At 56.5% G+C, this 17,958-nt stretch carries 16 protein-coding genes; 6 read left to right on the top strand and 10 right to left on the bottom strand.

Annotation, left to right across the window (positions count from 1 at the left end):
* Window positions 1–4: 4 nt before the first annotated feature.
* Both AY555_RS02420 and AY555_RS02415 read right to left on the bottom strand, forming a co-directional pair.
* On the bottom strand, window positions 5–1,024 hold the full coding sequence (locus tag AY555_RS02420; protein ID WP_066132960.1) for an MraY family glycosyltransferase: 1,020 nt from the start codon (window positions 1,022–1,024) through the stop codon (window positions 5–7).
* A 257-nt stretch (window positions 1,025–1,281) separates the two neighbouring features.
* On the bottom strand, window positions 1,282–2,790 hold the full coding sequence (locus AY555_RS02415; protein WP_066136390.1) for a UbiD family decarboxylase: 1,509 nt from the start codon (window positions 2,788–2,790) through the stop codon (window positions 1,282–1,284).
* A gap of 191 nt (window positions 2,791–2,981) precedes the next feature.
* Here AY555_RS02415 and AY555_RS02410 point away from each other — a divergent pair, with 191 nt between their 5' ends.
* From AY555_RS02410 to fhuF, 3 genes are read left to right on the top strand one after another with little or no spacing between them, the layout of a single operon-like run.
* A complete protein-coding gene (locus AY555_RS02410; protein ID WP_245176942.1) occupies window positions 2,982–4,721 on the top strand; it encodes an HD family phosphohydrolase in 1,740 nt (579 codons plus the stop codon).
* A 15-nt stretch (window positions 4,722–4,736) separates the two neighbouring features.
* Window positions 4,737–5,213, top strand: a complete 477-nt coding sequence (locus tag AY555_RS02405) for an NUDIX hydrolase (protein WP_066132957.1) — start codon at window positions 4,737–4,739, stop codon at window positions 5,211–5,213.
* A 55-nt stretch (window positions 5,214–5,268) separates the two neighbouring features.
* Window positions 5,269–6,066 carry a siderophore-iron reductase FhuF gene (fhuF, locus tag AY555_RS02400; protein WP_066132955.1) on the top strand — a complete coding sequence of 266 codons (798 nt, stop codon included), beginning with the start codon at window positions 5,269–5,271 and terminating at the stop codon, window positions 6,064–6,066.
* Here the strand turns inward: fhuF and pheT are convergent, their stop codons facing one another.
* The 4 genes from pheT to rpmI all read right to left on the bottom strand — a co-directional run bounded on the left by pheT (window position 6,067) and on the right by rpmI (window position 10,353).
* Window positions 6,067–8,469, bottom strand: coding sequence for a phenylalanine--tRNA ligase subunit beta (gene pheT / locus AY555_RS02395; protein ID WP_066132953.1), 2,403 nt, complete (start codon window positions 8,467–8,469; stop codon window positions 6,067–6,069). It lies immediately after the preceding gene.
* Window positions 8,466–9,542, bottom strand: coding sequence for a phenylalanine--tRNA ligase subunit alpha (pheS, locus tag AY555_RS02390; protein WP_066132950.1), 1,077 nt, complete (start codon window positions 9,540–9,542; stop codon window positions 8,466–8,468). The genes pheT and pheS overlap by 4 nt, the downstream gene beginning before the upstream one ends.
* Window positions 9,543–9,764: 222 nt before the next feature.
* Window positions 9,765–10,121, bottom strand: coding sequence for a 50S ribosomal protein L20 (rplT, locus tag AY555_RS02385; protein WP_066132948.1), 357 nt, complete (start codon window positions 10,119–10,121; stop codon window positions 9,765–9,767).
* 37 nt (window positions 10,122–10,158) lie between these two features.
* Complete coding sequence (gene rpmI, locus AY555_RS11500; protein ID WP_082811810.1) at window positions 10,159–10,353, bottom strand: 50S ribosomal protein L35; 195 nt, start codon at window positions 10,351–10,353, stop codon at window positions 10,159–10,161.
* A 343-nt stretch (window positions 10,354–10,696) separates the two neighbouring features.
* Between rpmI and AY555_RS02375 the strand changes: the two genes are divergently transcribed.
* From AY555_RS02375 to AY555_RS02365, 3 genes are all read left to right on the top strand, one after another.
* Complete coding sequence (locus tag AY555_RS02375) at window positions 10,697–11,761, top strand: TAXI family TRAP transporter solute-binding subunit (protein WP_066132944.1); 1,065 nt, start codon at window positions 10,697–10,699, stop codon at window positions 11,759–11,761.
* 47 nt (window positions 11,762–11,808) lie between these two features.
* Window positions 11,809–13,182 carry a leucyl aminopeptidase family protein gene (locus AY555_RS02370; protein ID WP_245176941.1) on the top strand — a complete coding sequence of 458 codons (1,374 nt, stop codon included), beginning with the start codon at window positions 11,809–11,811 and terminating at the stop codon, window positions 13,180–13,182.
* A 172-nt stretch (window positions 13,183–13,354) separates the two neighbouring features.
* Window positions 13,355–13,714 carry a MarR family winged helix-turn-helix transcriptional regulator gene (locus AY555_RS02365; protein ID WP_066132937.1) on the top strand — a complete coding sequence of 120 codons (360 nt, stop codon included), beginning with the start codon at window positions 13,355–13,357 and terminating at the stop codon, window positions 13,712–13,714.
* 41 nt (window positions 13,715–13,755) lie between these two features.
* Here AY555_RS02365 and AY555_RS02360 read toward each other — a convergent pair whose 3' ends face one another.
* The 4 genes from AY555_RS02360 to yejB form a co-directional block, all read right to left on the bottom strand.
* Complete coding sequence (locus AY555_RS02360; protein WP_066132936.1) at window positions 13,756–14,067, bottom strand: FliM/FliN family flagellar motor switch protein; 312 nt, start codon at window positions 14,065–14,067, stop codon at window positions 13,756–13,758.
* A 106-nt stretch (window positions 14,068–14,173) separates the two neighbouring features.
* Complete coding sequence (locus AY555_RS02355) at window positions 14,174–15,859, bottom strand: ABC transporter ATP-binding protein (RefSeq protein WP_066132933.1); 1,686 nt, start codon at window positions 15,857–15,859, stop codon at window positions 14,174–14,176.
* Entirely contained in the window at window positions 15,856–16,899 is a 1,044-nt protein-coding gene (locus AY555_RS02350; protein WP_066132930.1) for an ABC transporter permease, read from the bottom strand. The genes AY555_RS02355 and AY555_RS02350 overlap by 4 nt, the downstream gene beginning before the upstream one ends.
* Window positions 16,896–17,951 carry a microcin C ABC transporter permease YejB gene (gene yejB / locus AY555_RS02345; RefSeq protein WP_066132927.1) on the bottom strand — a complete coding sequence of 352 codons (1,056 nt, stop codon included), beginning with the start codon at window positions 17,949–17,951 and terminating at the stop codon, window positions 16,896–16,898. The genes AY555_RS02350 and yejB overlap by 4 nt, the downstream gene beginning before the upstream one ends.
* Between the last annotated feature and the right edge of the window lie 7 nt (window positions 17,952–17,958).

Here is a 17,958-nt window from a genome sequence, read left to right as displayed (position 1 = left end):
GTGCCTAGACTAGCGTGCGTCGTGTGAAACGGAAAAGAAGAAAGAGTACCGGAATGCACGCAAAAAGAATTCCCGCAGCAGGACCTAGGGTCACGGACACGATGGTTGCAATCAGCAAGGCCATGTTTCCAGCCATAATGTATAGCGTTACAGCGCTGTGAGAGAGCCCGCCGCTGTGCACGGCAACCTGATAAAAATGTTCACGATGTGCTTGGGCAATCGGTTTTGCCGTTGCAATACGTCGGAGCAATGTAACGGTCGCATCAACCAGATAATATGCCGGAAGAATCAGAGCCGCTGCCAGATAACCGGCTCCTGCCAGCATGACCAGGAGGAACCCGGTCAGGAATCCCAGCGGAATGGAGCCGACATCCCCGAGGAAGAGGCGCGCAGGGTGCCAATTGAAAAGCAGAAAGCCGATGGAGGCGCCAATCAGGGTCATGCCCATGCTGGCCCATGGTACATTGGCACCAAGTCCGGCAATACTCGATAAAACAACAATTCCAAGACCTATAGACCCTGTCTGCATACCAGTAATGCCATCAATGCCGTCCATGAAGTTGTACAGATTCAGGAACCAGACCCAGCTGATGACAGTCACTATGCGGTCTGCCCATAGGGGAACTTCCCCCTGCAGGACAAGCACATAGTCTGGCAGGCTCAGGACTGCGCCCGTAACAGCAATGACATGTATGGGGAACCGTAGCCGTCGTTTCAGATTGATGCGATCATCAATCCACGACAGCCCATACAGGACTAGCGCCATAGCCAAGGTGATCCAGACCGCAACAGGTGGATTTCCGGGAAACAGGATCAGGGATGCTGTCCATCCGGCGATGACAACCAGTGTTACTGCCAGTCCGCCGCCGCGTGGTGTTGGCTCTGTATGGCTGGAACGCTCGTTGGGCATATCCAAGACTGCCTTGGTTTTTAACCAGAACAGGACAAGGCGTGTGCCGGCAACAGAGAAGGCCAAGGAGCCGAGACCAAGCAGGATGGCTGTCAGATCAGGATGCGTTGGCACGGGTTCTCCAAGGGTAAAGTTTGAGACTTGGACAGGACATACAGCCTTCGGGGCACAGTACGCAATCCTTGGCAGAGAGTCTGCGTCGTAGGGCTGTTCTGATCCTGATGCGGATCTATCAGTCTTGCGTCGCGATACGGGCTATTCCCCGTTGACGCCGGTATCCGTCGGTGTGGAGCGGCTTGTTGCCTAGTATCGTAACTACTACGGTATTTGAGGTGGACGGCACAGGCCTTTCCTAGCTTCTGCCGCATCGTCTACTTCCAGATTGGTGTACCACGTCCGGGCAGTCCGTAATGCGCCCACTTTCGCGTGACCGCTTCGATAACATCATCGGACATGCGGATCTTCTCGCCCCATTCGCGATGGGTTTCCGGCGGCATTTTGTTGGTGGCATCCATGCCGAGCTTCCCGCCCAAACCACTTTCCGGGCTGGCAAAGTCTAGGTAATCGATTGGTGTGCCATCAACCACCATAATGTCGCGCGCAGGGTCCATACGCGTTGATATGGCCCACATGACGTCCTTCCAGTCACGGACGTTGATATCATCATCAACGACAATCACAAACTTGGTGTACATGAACTGACGCAGGAAGGACCACACGCCCATCATGACCCGGCGGGCATGGCCCGGGTAGGCTTTCTTGATGCTCACGACCGCGATACGGTAACTGCATCCTTCCGGTGGTAGCCAGAAGTCAATAATTTCGGGGAATTGCTGGGACAGTAGCGGGACAAAGACATCATTCAGGGCTTCACCCAGGACGCTTGGTTCATCGGGTGGGCGTCCGGTAAAGGTAGACAGATAAACGGGATCCCGGCGCATGGTCATGCAGGAAACCCGGAAGACGGGGAAGGGTTCCACGCTGTTATAATATCCGGTGTGGTCACCATAGGGTCCTTCGTCACCGAACTCGTCCAGCATGACATGCCCTTCCAAGACAATTTCGGCCCCGGCCGGCACTTTCAGGGGGACGGTCTTGCAGTCTACCAAGTCTACTTTTTTGCCTCGCAGCAGTCCGGCAAACTGGTACTCCGATAGTGTCTCGGGGACAGGGGTAACGGCTGCCAGAATTGTGCCGGGATCAGCTCCAAGAACAACAGCTGCCGGCATGGGTTCTCTTTTTGCCTGTCCCCAGCGGCGGTAGTGCTGTGCCCCGCCGCGATGCTGCAACCAGCGCATTAGTGTTGTGTTTTTCCCGGTTACCTGCATACGGTAAATGCCCAGATTAAACACATCTTCGCGGTCTTTGCCCGGACCTTTTGTGACAACCAAGGGCCATGTGATCAACGGTGCAGGCTCGCCCGGCCAGCAGGATTGGATTGGCAGGTTTGACAGGTCGACCTGATCCCCGGGAATAACAATCTCCTGACACGGTGCGGAGCGTACGTTTCCCGGTTGCATAGCCATGACGGTGCGCAGCAGAGGCAGCATGTTCCATGCCTCGCGGAATCCCCCCGGTGGTTCGGGTTGCTTCAGGAAGGCCAGCATCTGGCCAACATCCCGCAGTTCATGAGCTGTACGGTCCATCCCCATGGCGACTCGCTCCACGGTTCCAAACAGATTGACCAGAACGGGCATGGCATACGGGGTTCCATCAGCCCGGACCGGCTTTTCAAACAGGACGGCAGGCCCCTGTTCCGCAAGAAGGCGGGTCTGGATCTCGGTCATTTCCAGTTCTGTACACACGGGTTCGTGAACCCGGCACAACTGTCCCTTCTTTTCCAGGACATCCATAAACTCGCGCAGCGAAGCATAAGGCATTGGCAGGACTTCCACTTTGGCTGTCTGATTCAGGGGATTGAAGTCCCCTTCGGTTGGTCCAGTCGGCCACATTACACCGGACCAGCCCGGGATGCAGATCCTTTTTGTCCTATCCTGTTGGTGTTCCCTGACCTTGACCTGTTCGTATGCATATGGCAGGCAAGGGCTGTGAATGCATGCGGGAGACTGGCATGGAATGTGGGGATAACCCTGATCAGGACAACCGGGGTATTGCGGACCGTGACCGGGTTCTGTCGCGCCTGATAGAGCTGGGCATTGCCCTGTCAGCCGAGCGCGACCACAACCGGTTGACCGAAAGGATTCTGGTGGAGGCCAAGAGTCTGGCCAACGCAGATGGCGGAACGTTGTATCTGCTGTCTGAAGATGGGCGTAGCCTGCATTTTGATATTGTTCGCAATGATACCCTCAAGATTGCCATGGGTGGAACAACCGGGGTTTCCATCCCCTTTCCTCCGCTGCCCCTGTACGATCCGGCAACCGGAGCCGGCAACCGCGCCAATGTTGCGACCTATGTGGCCTTGACAGGGGAAAGCATTGTTATCCGCGATGCGTATACCGAGAAAGGATTTGATTTCTCCGGCACCCGTCGGTTTGACGCGGGGACCGGTTATCGCTCCCGCTCTTTTTTGACACTTCCCCTTCGCAACACAGCCCGCGAGGTGATCGGTGTCCTGCAGCTGATCAATGCCCGGAACAGTGAAGGGCATGTGGTGCCATTTGGTGATGCCATAAGGCCAATGGTGGAAGCCTTGGCCAGTCAGGCTGCTGTGGCAATTGACAACCAGAAGCTTCTACAGGGCCAGAGGGATCTGCTGGACAGCTTTATTACCGTGCTTGCCCGGGCTATTGATGCCAAATCCCCTTATACCGGGGGGCACTGTGAACGTGTACCGGTCTTGGCTGAAATGTTGGCCAAGGCAGCCTGTGATGCAACATCTGGTCCTTTTGCTGATTTCAGTCTGGATGCGGACCAGTGGTATGAGCTGCATCTGGCGGGCTGGTTGCATGACTGCGGAAAGGTCACGACGCCGGAGTATGTTGTTGATAAGGCAACCAAGCTGGAAACGACCTACGACCGTATTCACGAGGTTCGTACCCGTTTCGAGGTCTTGCGCCGGGATGCCGAGATTGCCATGCTGCGGGCCAGTCTGGATGGCACCCTCTCGCGTGAGGAGGCTGAAGCGCGTTTCGCAGCCCGTTGTGCGGAGCTGGATGAGCAGTTTGCCTTGGTTGCCCGCCTGAATGTTGGGGCCGAGCGAGCTGATCCGGGGGATATTCAGCGTCTTGCCGCGATCGGTGCCCAGACATTTATTCGTACGTTTGATCGCACCTTGGGTTTGTCGTGGGAGGAGAAACAGCGCCTGAGTGAGGCGGAGCGTACCCCGGCCCCGGCTGTTGAAACCCTTTTGCAGGATCGAGATGATCATTACGTTGGCATCTACAATCGTGGCGAGGTTTATAACTTGTCGGTTGAACGTGGAACCCTGACAGCCGAAGAGCGTCAGGTTATCAACGACCATATCGTTGTTACGCAGGATATGCTGTCCCAGATGCCGTTCCCCCGCAAGATGCAACGAGTCCCTGATATCGCCGGGAATCATCATGAGAAAATTGACGGAAGCGGCTATCCTCGGGGTTTGCGCGGGGAGGACATGGGGGTAACCGAGAAAATGATGGCTGTAGCCGATGTCTTCGAGGCCTTGACGGCAGCAGATCGTCCCTACAAAACTCCCAAGAAGATCAGTGAATGTCTTCGCATCCTGCAGTCCATGGTAGAATCAGGACATCTGGATCGGGATGTCTTTGAACTTTTCCTGAAAGCCGGGGTTTATCGTGATTATGCGCAGCGTTTCCTGCATCCGGATCAGATGGATGATCACGCCTGTACAACATTTCTGCCACGGTCATGATTGCAGGAACAGCCTATGAACAGTCGCTATCCCCGTTCTCCGGTGCCGGCTGTCTTGGCCGTGGTTCCGAGGGGAAACCGTGTTCTTCTTGTCCGTCGTCGTCACCCCCCTGATGCCGGAAGCTGGGGATTCCCCGGGGGGCGTCTGGATCTGGGAGAGCCCCTGTTGGCTGCGGCTGAACGGGAACTGCATGAAGAGACGGGTGTGCGTGCCCGCGGGATTGTGGCCTTTGCTGCCTTTGATGTCATTGATCGGGATATTGCCGGTGCTGTGCGGTATCACTACGTGCTGAATGCAGTTTACTGTCAGTGGGAAGATGGTGATGGAGTAGCCGGAGATGATGCGGCCGAGGTGGCTTGGGTTCGGGTTCGGGATTTCCATACGCCAGCCCTGATCGGGCAAGGCGGAGGAACACTTGGTGAGCAGGTTCCTCCGCTGGCGCGCATGGGATGGCGTATGGCCAGAACGTTGCGCCGGGAGAAGCCAGTATGATTGTCATTCAGGACACAGGGATGTCGGTCTGTTTACACAAGGTGGGACAGTTTTCATGAGGGCGGCATTGAAGAAAATGTTCCCGGGGCCTCTGAAGGCATGGTCTCAATCCATTGTCTTTCCCGATGATACTCGCTGCTTTGTTCCCGGTTCTGCCCTTCAGGACAGGGCGGTAGTTCGTGGTGTATTGGAACGCTTTTCCCGTTCGTATGGGGTCCAGCCGGATGATTGTTCCTTGGTATCCCTGTGGGCTCAGAGGTACTTTGACACTGTTCTTCCAGGTCTTCTGGGCTTGTCGCTGGTCATGGAGCGGCACACCGCAACGGCGCTGGATCAGGTTTCCATCGTTTTTGATGATTGTGGATCTCCGGTCGCCTTGCGTCTGGATGAGCCGGTGTCTGTTGTTGATACTGGCCTTCCCGGTTCACTTGCTTACGCGTGGTCCCTTGTTGATGGACACATGGAACCCTTTGTCATGGCTATTTCCGAAGCCGTGCATATTGCGCCTCGTCTTTTATGGAGCAATGCGGCTTGGGCCGGGGACTGGGCCTTGTCATGCCTTGCTGTCCGTTCTTATCGCCCCCGGCGTGCCGAGGCGGTACGGGAAGCCTTGGCCAATGAAGTGTACAGGCCGTCTGGTCAAGACAATCCACTCCATCATCCCGTTGTGCGCTTGGATAATGGCGGACTGCACCGCAGGCTTTGCTGTTTGCGTTATCGGCTGCCTGGCTTTGATACGTGCACCAGCATATGCCCCGGTGATACCGGTTTTGTGCATAATGCCTCTTCCCTTGATTCAGGGGCGAAGAAGGAAAGCCCCCCGTCATGCGGTGACGACAGGGGGATGATCTGATCAGGCGCGCTGTGTGCCACCGCTCGCTTTTTCGACGGCTGAAACAATCTTGCGACAGACGCCGTCGATGTCTTCGTCCGTGAGGGTTCTGTCCATCGGTTGCAGGGTTGCAGACAGTGCAATTGACTTCTGTCCTTCCGGTACATTCTGACCTTCATAGACATCAAAGACGCTGACAGCTGTTATCAGTGTTTTGTCCGCGCTGCGTGCCGCACGCAGCATGGTGTCTGCGCAGACGTCCTTGCCCACAACGAAGGCAAAATCGCGCTCCAAGGGCTGGAATGGAGATGCTTTCAGCAGGGGACGAGCCTTTCCCGGCTTGTTCCGTGGAAGGGGGAGTGCCTCCAGGAAGACCTCAAAGCCAACCATGCTTCCCTTGGCATCCATCATGCGCTGGATGCGTGGGTGTATCTCCCCGAATGTCGCGACAATGGTTGGGCCAAGGCGCAAGGATCCCGAACGACCAGGGTGGTACCATGCCGGAGCATCGGCCGTGATCTGTAGGTTTATCGTTGCAACGCCGGCAGCTTCTAGAACGGCTAGGGCATCAGCCCGCGCATCGAAGACATCCACTGTACGTGGACGTGTGTCCCAGTGACGCGGACCCGTCTTCCCGGTACGCAGGCCCGTTGCCATCAACTTTTGCTGTCCCGGCATGCCGCCTTGGAATTGGGGTCCGGTTTCGAACAGCCCGAGATCGGCCATGCCACGTGCAGCGTTACGGCTTGCTGCCGCGATCAGGTTCGGCAGGATCGAAGGACGCATGACATCCAGATCAGCAGAGATAGGATTGGCAAGGCGCACGTCATCCTGGCCGCCACCGAAAGCAGGAGCGTGATCAGACGACATGAAGGACCAGGTCACAGTTTCATGCAGGCCACGTGATGCCAGTGTCCTGGCCACAAGGCGTGTGATTTTCTGGCGTGGGCTCAGGATACGAACCGGCATGCTTTTTCGTGGAAGAGGAATGGCCTCAAGGCTGTCATAGCCATGCAGGCGTGCGACCTCCTCCACAAGGTCATGCTCTGCCTCCAAGTCAACTCGCCAGGATGGGGGGGTGGCATGAATAATCCCGTTCTCCAGTTTTGGTGCACATCCCAGACGGTCGAGCAGGGTCAGCATCCGGTCAATGCCAACGGTCATACCTACCAGTTTCTCAACCCGCTCCGGACGTAGTGTTATGGATTTCTTCCATGAAGGCGTGGTGCCAACCGTGACGATATCGCCCGGTTCTCCGCCGCACAGGTCCATGATCAAGCGGGTGGCCCGTTCCATGCCCTCCATGACCGAGGCAGGATCAATCCCGCGTTCAAAGCGATAGCGGGCGTCGGACACAATATTCAGGCGCCGCCCGGTTGCCGCAATGCGTGCGGGATCAAAAAGGGCCGCTTCTATGATTACGTCTGTTGTATCTTCCGTGCAGCCACTTTCCATACCGCCAATGACACCCCCGACAGACTGCACGCCCTTTGCATCTGCAATGACAACCATCGATGCGTCCAAAGTGCACACGCGGTTGTTCAAGGCCAGAAGGGTTTCTCCGTCCTTGGCCATGCGCACGGTCAGTGGTCCGGATACACGCCCGGCATCAAACACATGCAGGGGGCGATTCCAGCCGAACGTGAGATAATTGGTGACATCAACCAAGGCCGAAATCGGGCGCAGCCCAATAGCATGCAGGCGCTTCTTCAGCCACGCCGGGCTTTCACCATTGTGCACGCCGCGGATCAGGCGCCCGGCAAAATAAGGACAGGCGGTGTCGGCGTCTTCAGGCAGGTCACGTATGATGGACAGGCCACTCGTAAACGCCGCAGGTACAGCGGTAACAGCCGGCGTGTCCGCCTTCAGCGTTCCCAGTCCCGCTGCGGCCAAGTCACGTGCGATGCCCCTGATACCTAGGCAGTCAGCCCGGTTCGGGGTTACCGAGATGTCAATGACAGGGTCCAAGTTCAGGGCAGTGGCGAGCGGGAGTCCGACCGTGGTGTCATCCGGAAGCTCAATAATGCCATCGTGGTCTTCGCCTAGGCACAGCTCGCGGGAAGAGCACATCATCCCTTGGCTTTCTTGGCCACGCACGGTCCCTTTTTTCAGGACATCACCGGTTGCCGGGATAATGCAGCTGGGAACTGCTACTGCAACCTTGATCCCTGCGCGGGCATTGGGGGCACCGCACACGATCTGAAGCGTCTTATCCCCAATATCAACGGTACACAGCCGCAGACGATCCGCATCGGGATGCTTTTCTGCTGTCTTGACATGACCCGTTATAAAACCTTCCAAGGTTGCGGCCGGGTCTGTGATGCTTTCAACTTCCAACCCGATCGAGGTCAAGGTTTTTCCGATCTCATCCAAGGAGGCATCGGTTTCCAAGTGATCTTTCAGCCAGGACAGGGTGAATTTCATCGGGTCAGCCCTCCGGTCAGGCTTGGTACGTCGTGTGGGGCAAAGCCATAGTGCTTCAGCCAGCGTGCGTCAGATTCAAAAAAGGTTCGCAAGTCGGGGATGCCGTACTTCAGCATGGCAATCCGCTCCAGCCCCATGCCAAAAGCAAAGCCCTGATACTCTTCCGGATCCAGCCCACAGGCCTTCAGTACATTGGGATGCACCATGCCACAGCCCAGAATTTCCAGCCAGTCATTGCCTTCACCAATTTTCAGTTCGCCCCCCTTGCGGGAGCACCCGATATCCACCTCGGCAGATGGTTCTGTGAACGGGAAGAAGGAGGGGCGGAACCGGACCGGAACGTCGGGTAATTCGAAGTAAGCCTCTACAAATTCCTTCAGGCATCCTTTCAGATGCCCCATGTGCACGGCCTTGTCGATGACCAAGCCCTCGATCTGATGAAACATCGGGGTGTGGGTCATATCGGAGTCACACCGGTAGGTCCGTCCGGGAATGATTACCCGGATGGGCGGCTTTTGTGCCAGCATGGTGCGGATTTGTACCGGGCTGGTATGGGTGCGCAGCAAATTCCGTGTTCCGTCTTCCTGTTCGGAGAGGAAGAACGTGTCATGCATTTCGCGGGCAGGATGCCCAGGCGGGAAGTTCAGTGCCGTGAAGTTGTGGAAGTCATCCTCGATGTCCGGACCTTCAGCAACGCTAAAGCCCATCTGGCCAAAAATGGCGACCACTTCATCCCAGGTCTGGCTGATCGGGTGTAGGGTGCCAGATGTTTCAGGGCGCACCGGCAGGGTTATGTCAACCTGCTCAGAGGTAAGGCGTGCTTCTAGGGCGGCCTCGGCAAAAGCGGCTTTACGGCTTTCCAGCAGGGCCGCAACCTCGTCTTTTACGGCATTGATTGCTTGGCCAAAGCTGCGTCTCTCCTCGGGGGTCATGTGGCCGAGTGTTTTCATCAGATCGGTAATGCGCCCTTTCTTGCCCAGCGCGGTAACGCGCACAGCTTCAAGGGTATCGGCATCAGGGGCGGATTGGACCGCTTCCAGAAGCTCGTTACGCAGGGTATCCAGAGTATCCATGGATCCAGAACCTTCCCGGAACAGTCAGGGGGGGGACAGGGGCAGAGGCCCCGAACGGGCTACCGGAGGGCTGTGCTTCCGGATAGTTTGCAGCAAAGGCAAAGAAAAAGGGCTGCCCCGTAGCGAGCAACCCTTCTCAGGCACTACACCGAAAGGCCGCCTGCGTGGCATGAACCTAGCAGACGACTATCGGCATGTCAGGGCACCATGGGTGCCCCCTGATCAGCCAAGAGCAGCCCGGGCTTTTTCGACCAGCTGGCCAAAGGCTTCCGGCTCTCTCACAGCGAGATCAGCAAGAACCTTGCGGTCAAGCTCGATGCCAGCTTTGTGCAGGCCATCGATAAAGCGGGAATAGGTCAGGCCCAGTTCACGAACACCGGCGTTGATACGCTGGATCCACAGGCCACGGAAATCGCGCTTCTTGTTGCGACGATCGCGGTAGGCGTACTGGAGGCCCTTTTCGACCTTTTCAATCGCAATCCGGAAATTGGTGGAATTGCGGCCCCGATAGCCCTTGGCGAGCTTCAGGACTTTTTTGTGACGGGCATGGGAGGTGACGCCGCGTTTCACACGAGACATGGTATGATTTCCTTATCCTGAACGGTGAATGACGGCGTCAGCCGTGCATGTACAGCTTGACGATCCGGGCGTCACTGTCGCACAGGATCATGGTGCCACGAGCCTGGCGCTTCATCTGCTGGGGCTTATTGCGCAGCATGTGACGCTTGTAGGCAACGTTGGCACGGACTTTGCCGGTACCGGTCAGGCGGAAGCGCTTCTTGACAGCGCTTTTGGTCTTCATCTTGGGCATTTTTCAGTCCTTGACAGTTCTGGTCCTGCCCGGTTCCACATGTGGGCCGGGCTTCTGTTGCTGCGGGTGGGCATGCCCGGCATCTTGGCTGTCACGCAGCCTGATACACAGCCTCGCCGCTTGCAAACAGAGCCGATCCCTATACAGGATTGTCAGGGGAAAGACAATCCCCCAAAGAGAAGCTACTTTTACGGGAATTCTCTGGTCCCGGTGGACCAAAAATGTCTATGGTCGTTTTGATGGACTCATGTTTGTATTACTATCTGTTTCGTCATTGTTTTTTCAGGGTGCCTTCTCGCCCTTATGCTTGGTCCCGGTCGTTTTTTCCTTCCGGAGGTTGATCGTGTTTGTTGCGTCTGCGTTTTCCGGGTGGCGGGGATCGGCGTTTGCCGGTGTGATTTTCGCTTGCGCCATAGCTTTGGCTTATCCTGCTTGTGCCAGCGAGTCTGACAGCAAGACCAAAGGAAGCGCGGATGTCCGTTTTGTCCGTATCGGTACGGGGCCAACCGGTGGAACGTACTTTCCAGTTGGGGGATTGATTGCAAACGCACTATCCAACCCACCAGGCTCGCGCCCCTGCGACCGGGGTGGGAGCTGTGGAGTTCCCGGCTTGATTGCGGTTGCTCAGTCGACAAGCGGATCGGTTGAGAACGTGGAAGGGCTGGCGCGCGGGGACCTTGATTTTGCCCTTGTGCAGGCAGATGTTGCTTTCTGGGCCCAAAGCGGCTCCGGGCTTTACAAGGGAAAGGGGGCTGTCACTGAACTCAGGGCGATTGCTCGACTGTATCCGGAAGCCGTTCATCTGGCTGTGCGTGCGGATTCGGGCATAACATCGGTGGCTGGCCTGAAAGGTAAGCGCATCGGTGTTGGGGAAGAGGGGTCCGGGACCTTGGTTGGCTCCCACATCATCCTTGAGGCCTTTGGGATCAGTATGGGTGACATCAAGCCGATCTATAAAAAACCCGGAGAGGATGCCGATGATCTGATAGCCGGTTCCCTGGACGCCATGTTTTTTGTTTCCGGAGCCCCGACACAACTGATCGTGCGTTTACTGGACAGTGGGTCTGCACGCCTCGTACCAATTGAGGGGCCGGCTGTGGAACGGCTTGTCGGGCGTTATCCATTCTTTTCAACCGGAGAAATACCGGCAGATGTCTACACTGGTATGGGTGGCAAGCCGATACGTACCGTTACAGTTGGTGCGCTTATGATTACAACCACGCGCACGTCTGCAGATTTTGTTGAGGCCATTACCCGGTCCATGTGGCATCCAAATCATTTGATCCTTTACAGCAAGGGGCATCCGCGGGCAGCTTCCATGTCTCCGGATACGGCCCGTGACGGGCTTGGTATTCCTCTTCATGATGGGGCACGCAAGGCTTACACGGACATGGGCAAAGGCGATTGAGTGCAAGCCTTGTTGCTTTTGAAGTACGCTAAACAGACAGGATGAAAATGCCTCTTTCGGTTTTTGTCAGCCCAGCAGAGATAGACACCTCTTCTGTGGTTCGTCCGGTTCGTTTGGTCCGGGCGGGGGACGATATTCCTCCTTTTGCCGCAGCATCGGGATTTACCGCTGGAGTGGGCGAGATGTGCCTCTTGCCGTCCGGGGATGGCTCTTTGTCCTGTGCCTTGGTTGGTCTTGGCGATGGCTTTGATCCGTGGGCCCTGTCTGATCTCCCTTTGTCTCTTCCGGCTGGAGTCTGGTCCCTTGATGGTGTGCGGGATCCAGATGATACCGTGCAGTCCTGTCTGGCATGGGCTTTGGGAGCTTATCGTTTCGATCGTTATCGCTGTCAGGAGGAGCGGGTACCTGCCCGCATGGTCTGGCCCGCAGGCGTTGATCATGCGGCTGTGGGCCGCTGGGTTGGAGCTATTGAGTGGGTTCGTGACCTGGTTAATACACCGGCGGAGGATATGGGGCCGTCCGGACTGGAAGATGCCGCCCGTGGTCTGGCTCAACGCTATGGGGCTTCTCTCGAGGTTATTGTGGGGGAGGCTCTGTCAGGTCGTAACTATCCGGCCATTTATATGGTTGGGCGTGCCTCGCCGCGTGCTCCGCGTCTGATTGACATACGGTGGGGTGATCCATCCGCGCCCAGGCTGACCCTAGTTGGCAAGGGGGTGTGCTTTGATACGGGCGGTCTTGATCTCAAGCCTTCTTCTGGCATGCGCCTGATGAAGAAGGATATGGGGGGAGCTGCTCATGCCCTGGCGTTGGCCAGCTTGGTTATGGATGCCCGCTTGCCGGTCCGGCTCAGGGTTCTGGTGCCAGCCGTGGACAATGCCGTGGCAGGCAATGCCATGCGTCCGGGTGATATTCTCAGAACCCGCAAGGGGCTGACTGTTGAAATATCCAATACAGATGCAGAAGGCCGGCTGATCCTTGCTGATGCTCTTGCCGAAGGGGACAGTGAGAAGCCGGACCTGATGATTGACTTTGCTACTTTGACCGGTGCGGCACGCGTTGCTCTTGGGCCTGAACTGCCGGCGCTTTTTTCCAACCAAGATACGCTTGCTGCTGATCTTGTTGCAGCGGGTCAGCGCGAGCAGGATCCCTTGTGGCATATGCCCTTGTGGGATGGTTACCGCGCCATGGTTGAGAGTCGTATTGCCGATCTGGACAATGCACCGGAAGGTGGGATGGCCGGTGCCATTACGGCAGCCCTTTTCTTGCAGGCTTTTGTGTCGAATTCCACGCCGTGGGCTCACATAGACCTGTTTTCCTGGAATCAGAAGGCGCGTCCCGGTCGTCCGGTTGGTGGAGAAGCCATGACGCTGAAAGCAATCTTTTCCGTGCTGCAGGACCGCTTCGTACGGCGTGTTTAACCGCATGCAATTATGTTTGTCTTTTTTCTCCATTTTGTTGGGCCTTTGTAAGGCAGTCATTCCGGATGCTGAATGTTTCTGTTCCTTTTTCGGGCGTTGGCCGATATGTCCGTTGCATGCAAAATAGACGCAAGGCCATGGGGCTGGGTTTCCTAGTAACGTCGGGTGGGAAATGGATATCAAGATTTCAGCTGTAGAGGCGCTTGATCTGTGGCGCGGCGCGATTGTCGAGAGTGTTCGTCGGGAGGCACCGGATTTGTCTGCCCGTCAGATGGCCCTGTTGTTGACTGTTTATCTGACGCCTCCTCCCCATACCGTACGGGGGCTTGCGGCAGAACTGAATGTCTCCAAGCCCGCCATTACTAGGGCTGTGGATCGGCTTGCTGACTATGGCTTGCTCAAGCGCAAGATGGACGACCATGACCGCCGCAGCGTTCTTATTTTGCGTACGGTCAAGGGATCGGTGTTTCTGAGTGAGTTCGGCGATATTATCGGTGCTGCGGCGACAGAAGCAGAAGGGCTTAATGCCTGATCACCCTGCGTTCCTGCCGTTGATTCTCTACAGACAGCATATCAGGTCGCGTAGACAGAGTGTACAAGCTCTGTCAGGGTCACGCCGATCTTGTCGCCTTCGGTAATCACCACCTCGCCACGGGCCACCAGTATGCCGTTGGCATAAATTTCCACAGGCTCATCGGTCTTCTGATCCAGCTCGACCACGGCACCGCGGCCCAGTTTCAGCAGCTGGTGCACCCGCAGCATGGATTTGCCCAGCATAACCGAGATCTCTACCTGCACTGTAAAGGCGGCATCATTGGTGATCGGACGCAGACCACCGACGGTTTGTAGCGTTGGGTCATCTTTCAGGCGAAACTGCTCGGTCATCCGGTTTTCCGCAGCCAATGTGGGCAGATGTGCCCGTCAATACCGATGCCGGTTGATGGGGTCTACCGTACAATCCAGCACAGTATGCGAGTATCGCCCGTGAAAGTTAAGACTCTCCTATAATATTGTCCGGTTCCGGAAAACGGGTGTGGTTTTTTCCATACGTGGGTAGTTGATCTAGGAAGGCAGCGGCCAGAAGGGTTTGCGTATAGGGGTGCTGTGGATCTTTCAGTACGGTGCTGGTTGGGCCGTATTCCACCGCTTGGCCGTTCTTCATGACTAGGATGGTGTCTGCCAAGGCGCGAACGACCCGCAAATCATGGCTTATGAACAGGAAGGACAGGTGATGGCGTTGCTGGAGATTACGCAGAAGGGCGATAATCTGTGCCTGGATAGAGACGTCTAGGGCGCTGGTGGGTTCATCCAGAACCAGAAGTCTGGGTTTGAGGACCAAGGCACGCGCAATGCCGATCCTTTGACGTTGCCCGCCGGAAAATTCATGGGGGTAACGGTCTGCATGGTCCGGTGTCAGGCCAACCTCGTCTAGGATGGCCTGGATGGCGGCCTCACGATCCTGTTTGCTGCCGGGGCAGTGGATATCAAGGCCTTCACCTATGATATCCCGTACGGTCATGCGAGGGCTGAGTGATCCCCATGGATCCTGAAACACGATTTGCATCGAGCGTCGGAACGGACGCAGGGTCTTCTCTGGTAGTTCGTCCAGTGCATGACCCAGGCAGACAATGCGCCCCTGCGCCTTGACCAGCCGCAGTATGGCCATGGCCAATGTTGTTTTCCCCGATCCGGATTCACCGACAATACCCAAGGTTTGGCCCTGTCGCAGAGTCAGGGAAACATCATTGACGACCGTATTCCAGTGCCGGGCTAGGCCAAAAAGACCACGCCGTACCGGGAAGCGGACCTGCATGTTTTGTACGTCCAGAACGACCGGCGCATCCGGGGCAACCGGATCTTTGTGTCCGGATGGGCCGGAGGACAAAAGATGGCGGGTGAAAGGATGCTGTGGACTGGAGAACAGATCTGGCGTCGGGCGTTCCTCGGCCAGCTCACCATCCTTCATGACGCAAGCCCGATCGGCAATCCGCCGCACAATTCCCAGATCATGCGTGATGAACAGGATCGCCATTCCCATCTGCTTTTGCATGTCTTTCAGAAGGGAAAGGATCTGTGCCTGAATTGTGACATCCAGTGCTGTGGTGGGTTCATCTGCAATCAGGAGATCGGGCGCATTGGCCAGTGCCATGGCGATCATGACCCTTTGGCGTTGGCCACCCGACAGTTCGTGAGGAAAAGCCCGCAGACGTGATTGCGGGTTTGGCAGTCCCACCATGTCCAGCAGTTCGATAACCCGAGACCGGAGAGCATTTCGCTTTATGGTCTGATGGGCATGCAGGGACTCGGCAATCTGGCGTCCGATGGTATGAAGCGGATTTAGGCTGTTCATTGGTTCCTGAAAAACCATGCCGATCCGGTTGCCGCGGATTTTGCGCAGCCTTGCGTCGTTTGCTCCGGCAAGATCCTGTCCCTTGAGGTGGATTGACCCGGAGCGGATCCGGACACCCGGTGGTAAAAGGCGGAGAACCGACAAAGCAGTCATGGACTTTCCGCAGCCTGACTCTCCGACCAAGGCCAGTGTCTCACCGTGTGCAATGTCCAGCGACAGTCCCTTGACGAGGTTAACAGGGTTGTCCCGTCCGTGCGTACAAATACAGAGATCCCGTATGGACAAGATCGGTTGCGTGACCGATGGTGTGCTCTGCCGTATGCTCATGACCCACCCCGCCCGGCCTTGTGCCTTGGATCAAGGGCATCACGGATACCTTCCCCGACAAAGACGAGCATGGTCAGGCAGGAGGCCAAGGTGACGAAGCCACTGATGCCAACCCAAGGGGCATCTAGGCTGTCTTTTCCCTGCTTCAGCAGCGCCCCGAGAGAGGCCGAAGTCGAGGGCAGCCCGTAACCGATCAGATCCAGCGCGGCAAGTGTCACAATGCTGCCGGCCAGCAGAAAAGGAGCCATGGTCAGGGATGCTGTCAGGGCGTTGGGCAGGATGTGACGCCATAGAATACGCGTATTGCCGGCTCCAAGCGCACGCGCTGCACGCACGTAGTCCTGTGCCCGCACTTTCAGAACCTCGGCCCGGACCAAACCAACCAGACTTGTCCAAGAAAACAGGGCCAACGCCAGAAGAATGCTCCAGAATGAAGGAGCAATCAGGCTGGCAAGGATAATCAGGATGAACAATTGGGGAAGCCCGCTCCATATTTCCAAGGCACGCTGGCCAAAAAGATCAATGTGTCCACCATAGAACCCCTGCAGGGCTCCGATCACAATGGCGATGCCAACCGACAGGGTGGTCAGGGTTAGGCTGAAAAGCATGGAGCTGCGGAATCCGTACAGAATTTGGGCCAGAATATCCTGCCCCTGCCCATCGGTCCCCAAGGGGTGAAGCCAGCCGGGAGGAACCGGTGGCGGTTCGTCTGTGCGAGTATCTATGGTGTTGTAGGAAAAACGCAAGGGAGGCCACAGGGCAAACCCTTTGGCATCAATCAGGGCCCCGACCTCTGGGTCGTGATAGTCCGTATAGGTGGGTAGGAAGCCGCCGAACGTTGTTTCAGGGTAATCGGTTATCACTGGCGTATAGATCCTGCCATCGTAGAAAACAAGCAGGGGGCGGTCGTTAGCTAGGAATTCAGCACACAGACTGAACAGAAACAGGATGCCCAGAATGCGCAGGCTCCACAGGCTGCGCCGTTGTACCCGGAAGGCATCCAGCCGTCGTTGCCAAGGTGTTTGATGGATTGTGCTCATGGGGCAGACTCAAATGTGATCCGCGGGTCAACCAGGTGCAGGGCGATATCGCTGGCCAGATTCATGACAAGGCCGATCAGGCCAAAAATATACAGGCTGCCAAACACAACCGGGTAGTCGCGCCGGACGACGGCTTCAAACCCGAGAAGGCCAAGGCCATTGAGCGAGAAAATGCTCTCGATCAGGATGCTCCCGGTCAGGAACATGGCAATCAGTGTGGCTGGGAAACCAGCGATTACAATCAGCATGGCATTGCGGAAGACATGCCCATATAGAACCCGCCGCTCGGTCAGTCCCTTGGCGCGGGCTGTGATGACGTATTGCTTGCTGATTTCTTCAAGAAAAGAGTTGCGGGTCAGAAGGGTCAGGCTGGCAAAGCCGCTCATCACCATGGCTGTAACAGGCAGGGTCATATGCCATAACCAATCCAGCACCTGCCCTGCCCATGACAATGTATGAAAGTCATCCGAAGCAAGCCCCCGCATTGGAAACCAGTCCAGAAAGCGACCACCGGCCAGAAAGATAATAAACAGGATCCCAAACATGAATGATGGAACCGCATAACCGACAACGACAATCCAGCTGCTAATACCGTCAAGACGGCTGCCGCTGCGAATGGCTTTCAGGATGCCCAAGGGAATGGAGATGGTATAGATGATCAGGGTCGACAACACCCCAAGGGAGATCGAAACTGGAAGAGCATCGATTACCATCTCGGTGACGGGTTTGGACTGATAAAAGCTCTCACCCAGCTCGAAACGGGCATAGTCAGCCAGCATCATCAGGTAGCGTTCGTGAAGCGGGCGGTCAAAGCCGAATTGTTTGCGGATGTGTTCAATGTGTTCATCGTCCAGCCCCTGTTTCCCGCGGTACAGGGTTGTTTCTCCCGCCCCCGACTCAGAGGCTAGGCCACCGGTTGCTTCGGTCATCATCAGCAATGTCTGTTCGACCGGTCCCCCGGGTGCGGTCTGGATGACAAAGAAGTTGACCGTCATGATTCCCAGCAGGGTCAGTGGTATCAGAAGCAGACGGCGCAGAATATAGGATCCCATGGTGCTT

Source organism: Haematospirillum jordaniae (assembly GCF_001611975.1).
Lineage (GTDB): Bacteria > Pseudomonadota > Alphaproteobacteria > Rhodospirillales > Rhodospirillaceae > Haematospirillum > Haematospirillum jordaniae.
Note: the sequence above shows the minus strand (reverse complement) of the source record. Positions and strands in the feature narration are given on the sequence as shown.

Coding starts and splice junctions, on each gene's coding strand:
- AY555_RS02405 (WP_066132957.1), top strand. CDS start 4,737: ATGAACAGTCGCTATCCCCGTTCTCCGGTGCCGGCTGTCTTGGCCGTG.
- AY555_RS02355 (WP_066132933.1), bottom strand. CDS start 15,859: ATGAGCATACGGCAGAGCACACCATCGGTCACGCAACCGATCTTGTCC.
- AY555_RS02350 (WP_066132930.1), bottom strand. CDS start 16,899: ATGAGCACAATCCATCAAACACCTTGGCAACGACGGCTGGATGCCTTC.
- rplT (WP_066132948.1), bottom strand. CDS start 10,121: ATGTCTCGTGTGAAACGCGGCGTCACCTCCCATGCCCGTCACAAAAAA.
- pheT (WP_066132953.1), bottom strand. CDS start 8,469: ATGAAATTCACCCTGTCCTGGCTGAAAGATCACTTGGAAACCGATGCC.
- AY555_RS02410 (WP_245176942.1), top strand. CDS start 2,982: ATGGAATGTGGGGATAACCCTGATCAGGACAACCGGGGTATTGCGGAC.
- AY555_RS02365 (WP_066132937.1), top strand. CDS start 13,355: ATGGATATCAAGATTTCAGCTGTAGAGGCGCTTGATCTGTGGCGCGGC.
- rpmI (WP_082811810.1), bottom strand. CDS start 10,353: ATGCCCAAGATGAAGACCAAAAGCGCTGTCAAGAAGCGCTTCCGCCTG.
- AY555_RS02370 (WP_245176941.1), top strand. CDS start 11,809: ATGCCTCTTTCGGTTTTTGTCAGCCCAGCAGAGATAGACACCTCTTCT.
- AY555_RS02415 (WP_066136390.1), bottom strand. CDS start 2,790: ATGCCTTATGCTTCGCTGCGCGAGTTTATGGATGTCCTGGAAAAGAAG.
- fhuF (WP_066132955.1), top strand. CDS start 5,269: ATGAGGGCGGCATTGAAGAAAATGTTCCCGGGGCCTCTGAAGGCATGG.
- pheS (WP_066132950.1), bottom strand. CDS start 9,542: ATGGATACTCTGGATACCCTGCGTAACGAGCTTCTGGAAGCGGTCCAA.
- yejB (WP_066132927.1), bottom strand. CDS start 17,951: ATGGGATCCTATATTCTGCGCCGTCTGCTTCTGATACCACTGACCCTG.
- AY555_RS02360 (WP_066132936.1), bottom strand. CDS start 14,067: ATGACCGAGCAGTTTCGCCTGAAAGATGACCCAACGCTACAAACCGTC.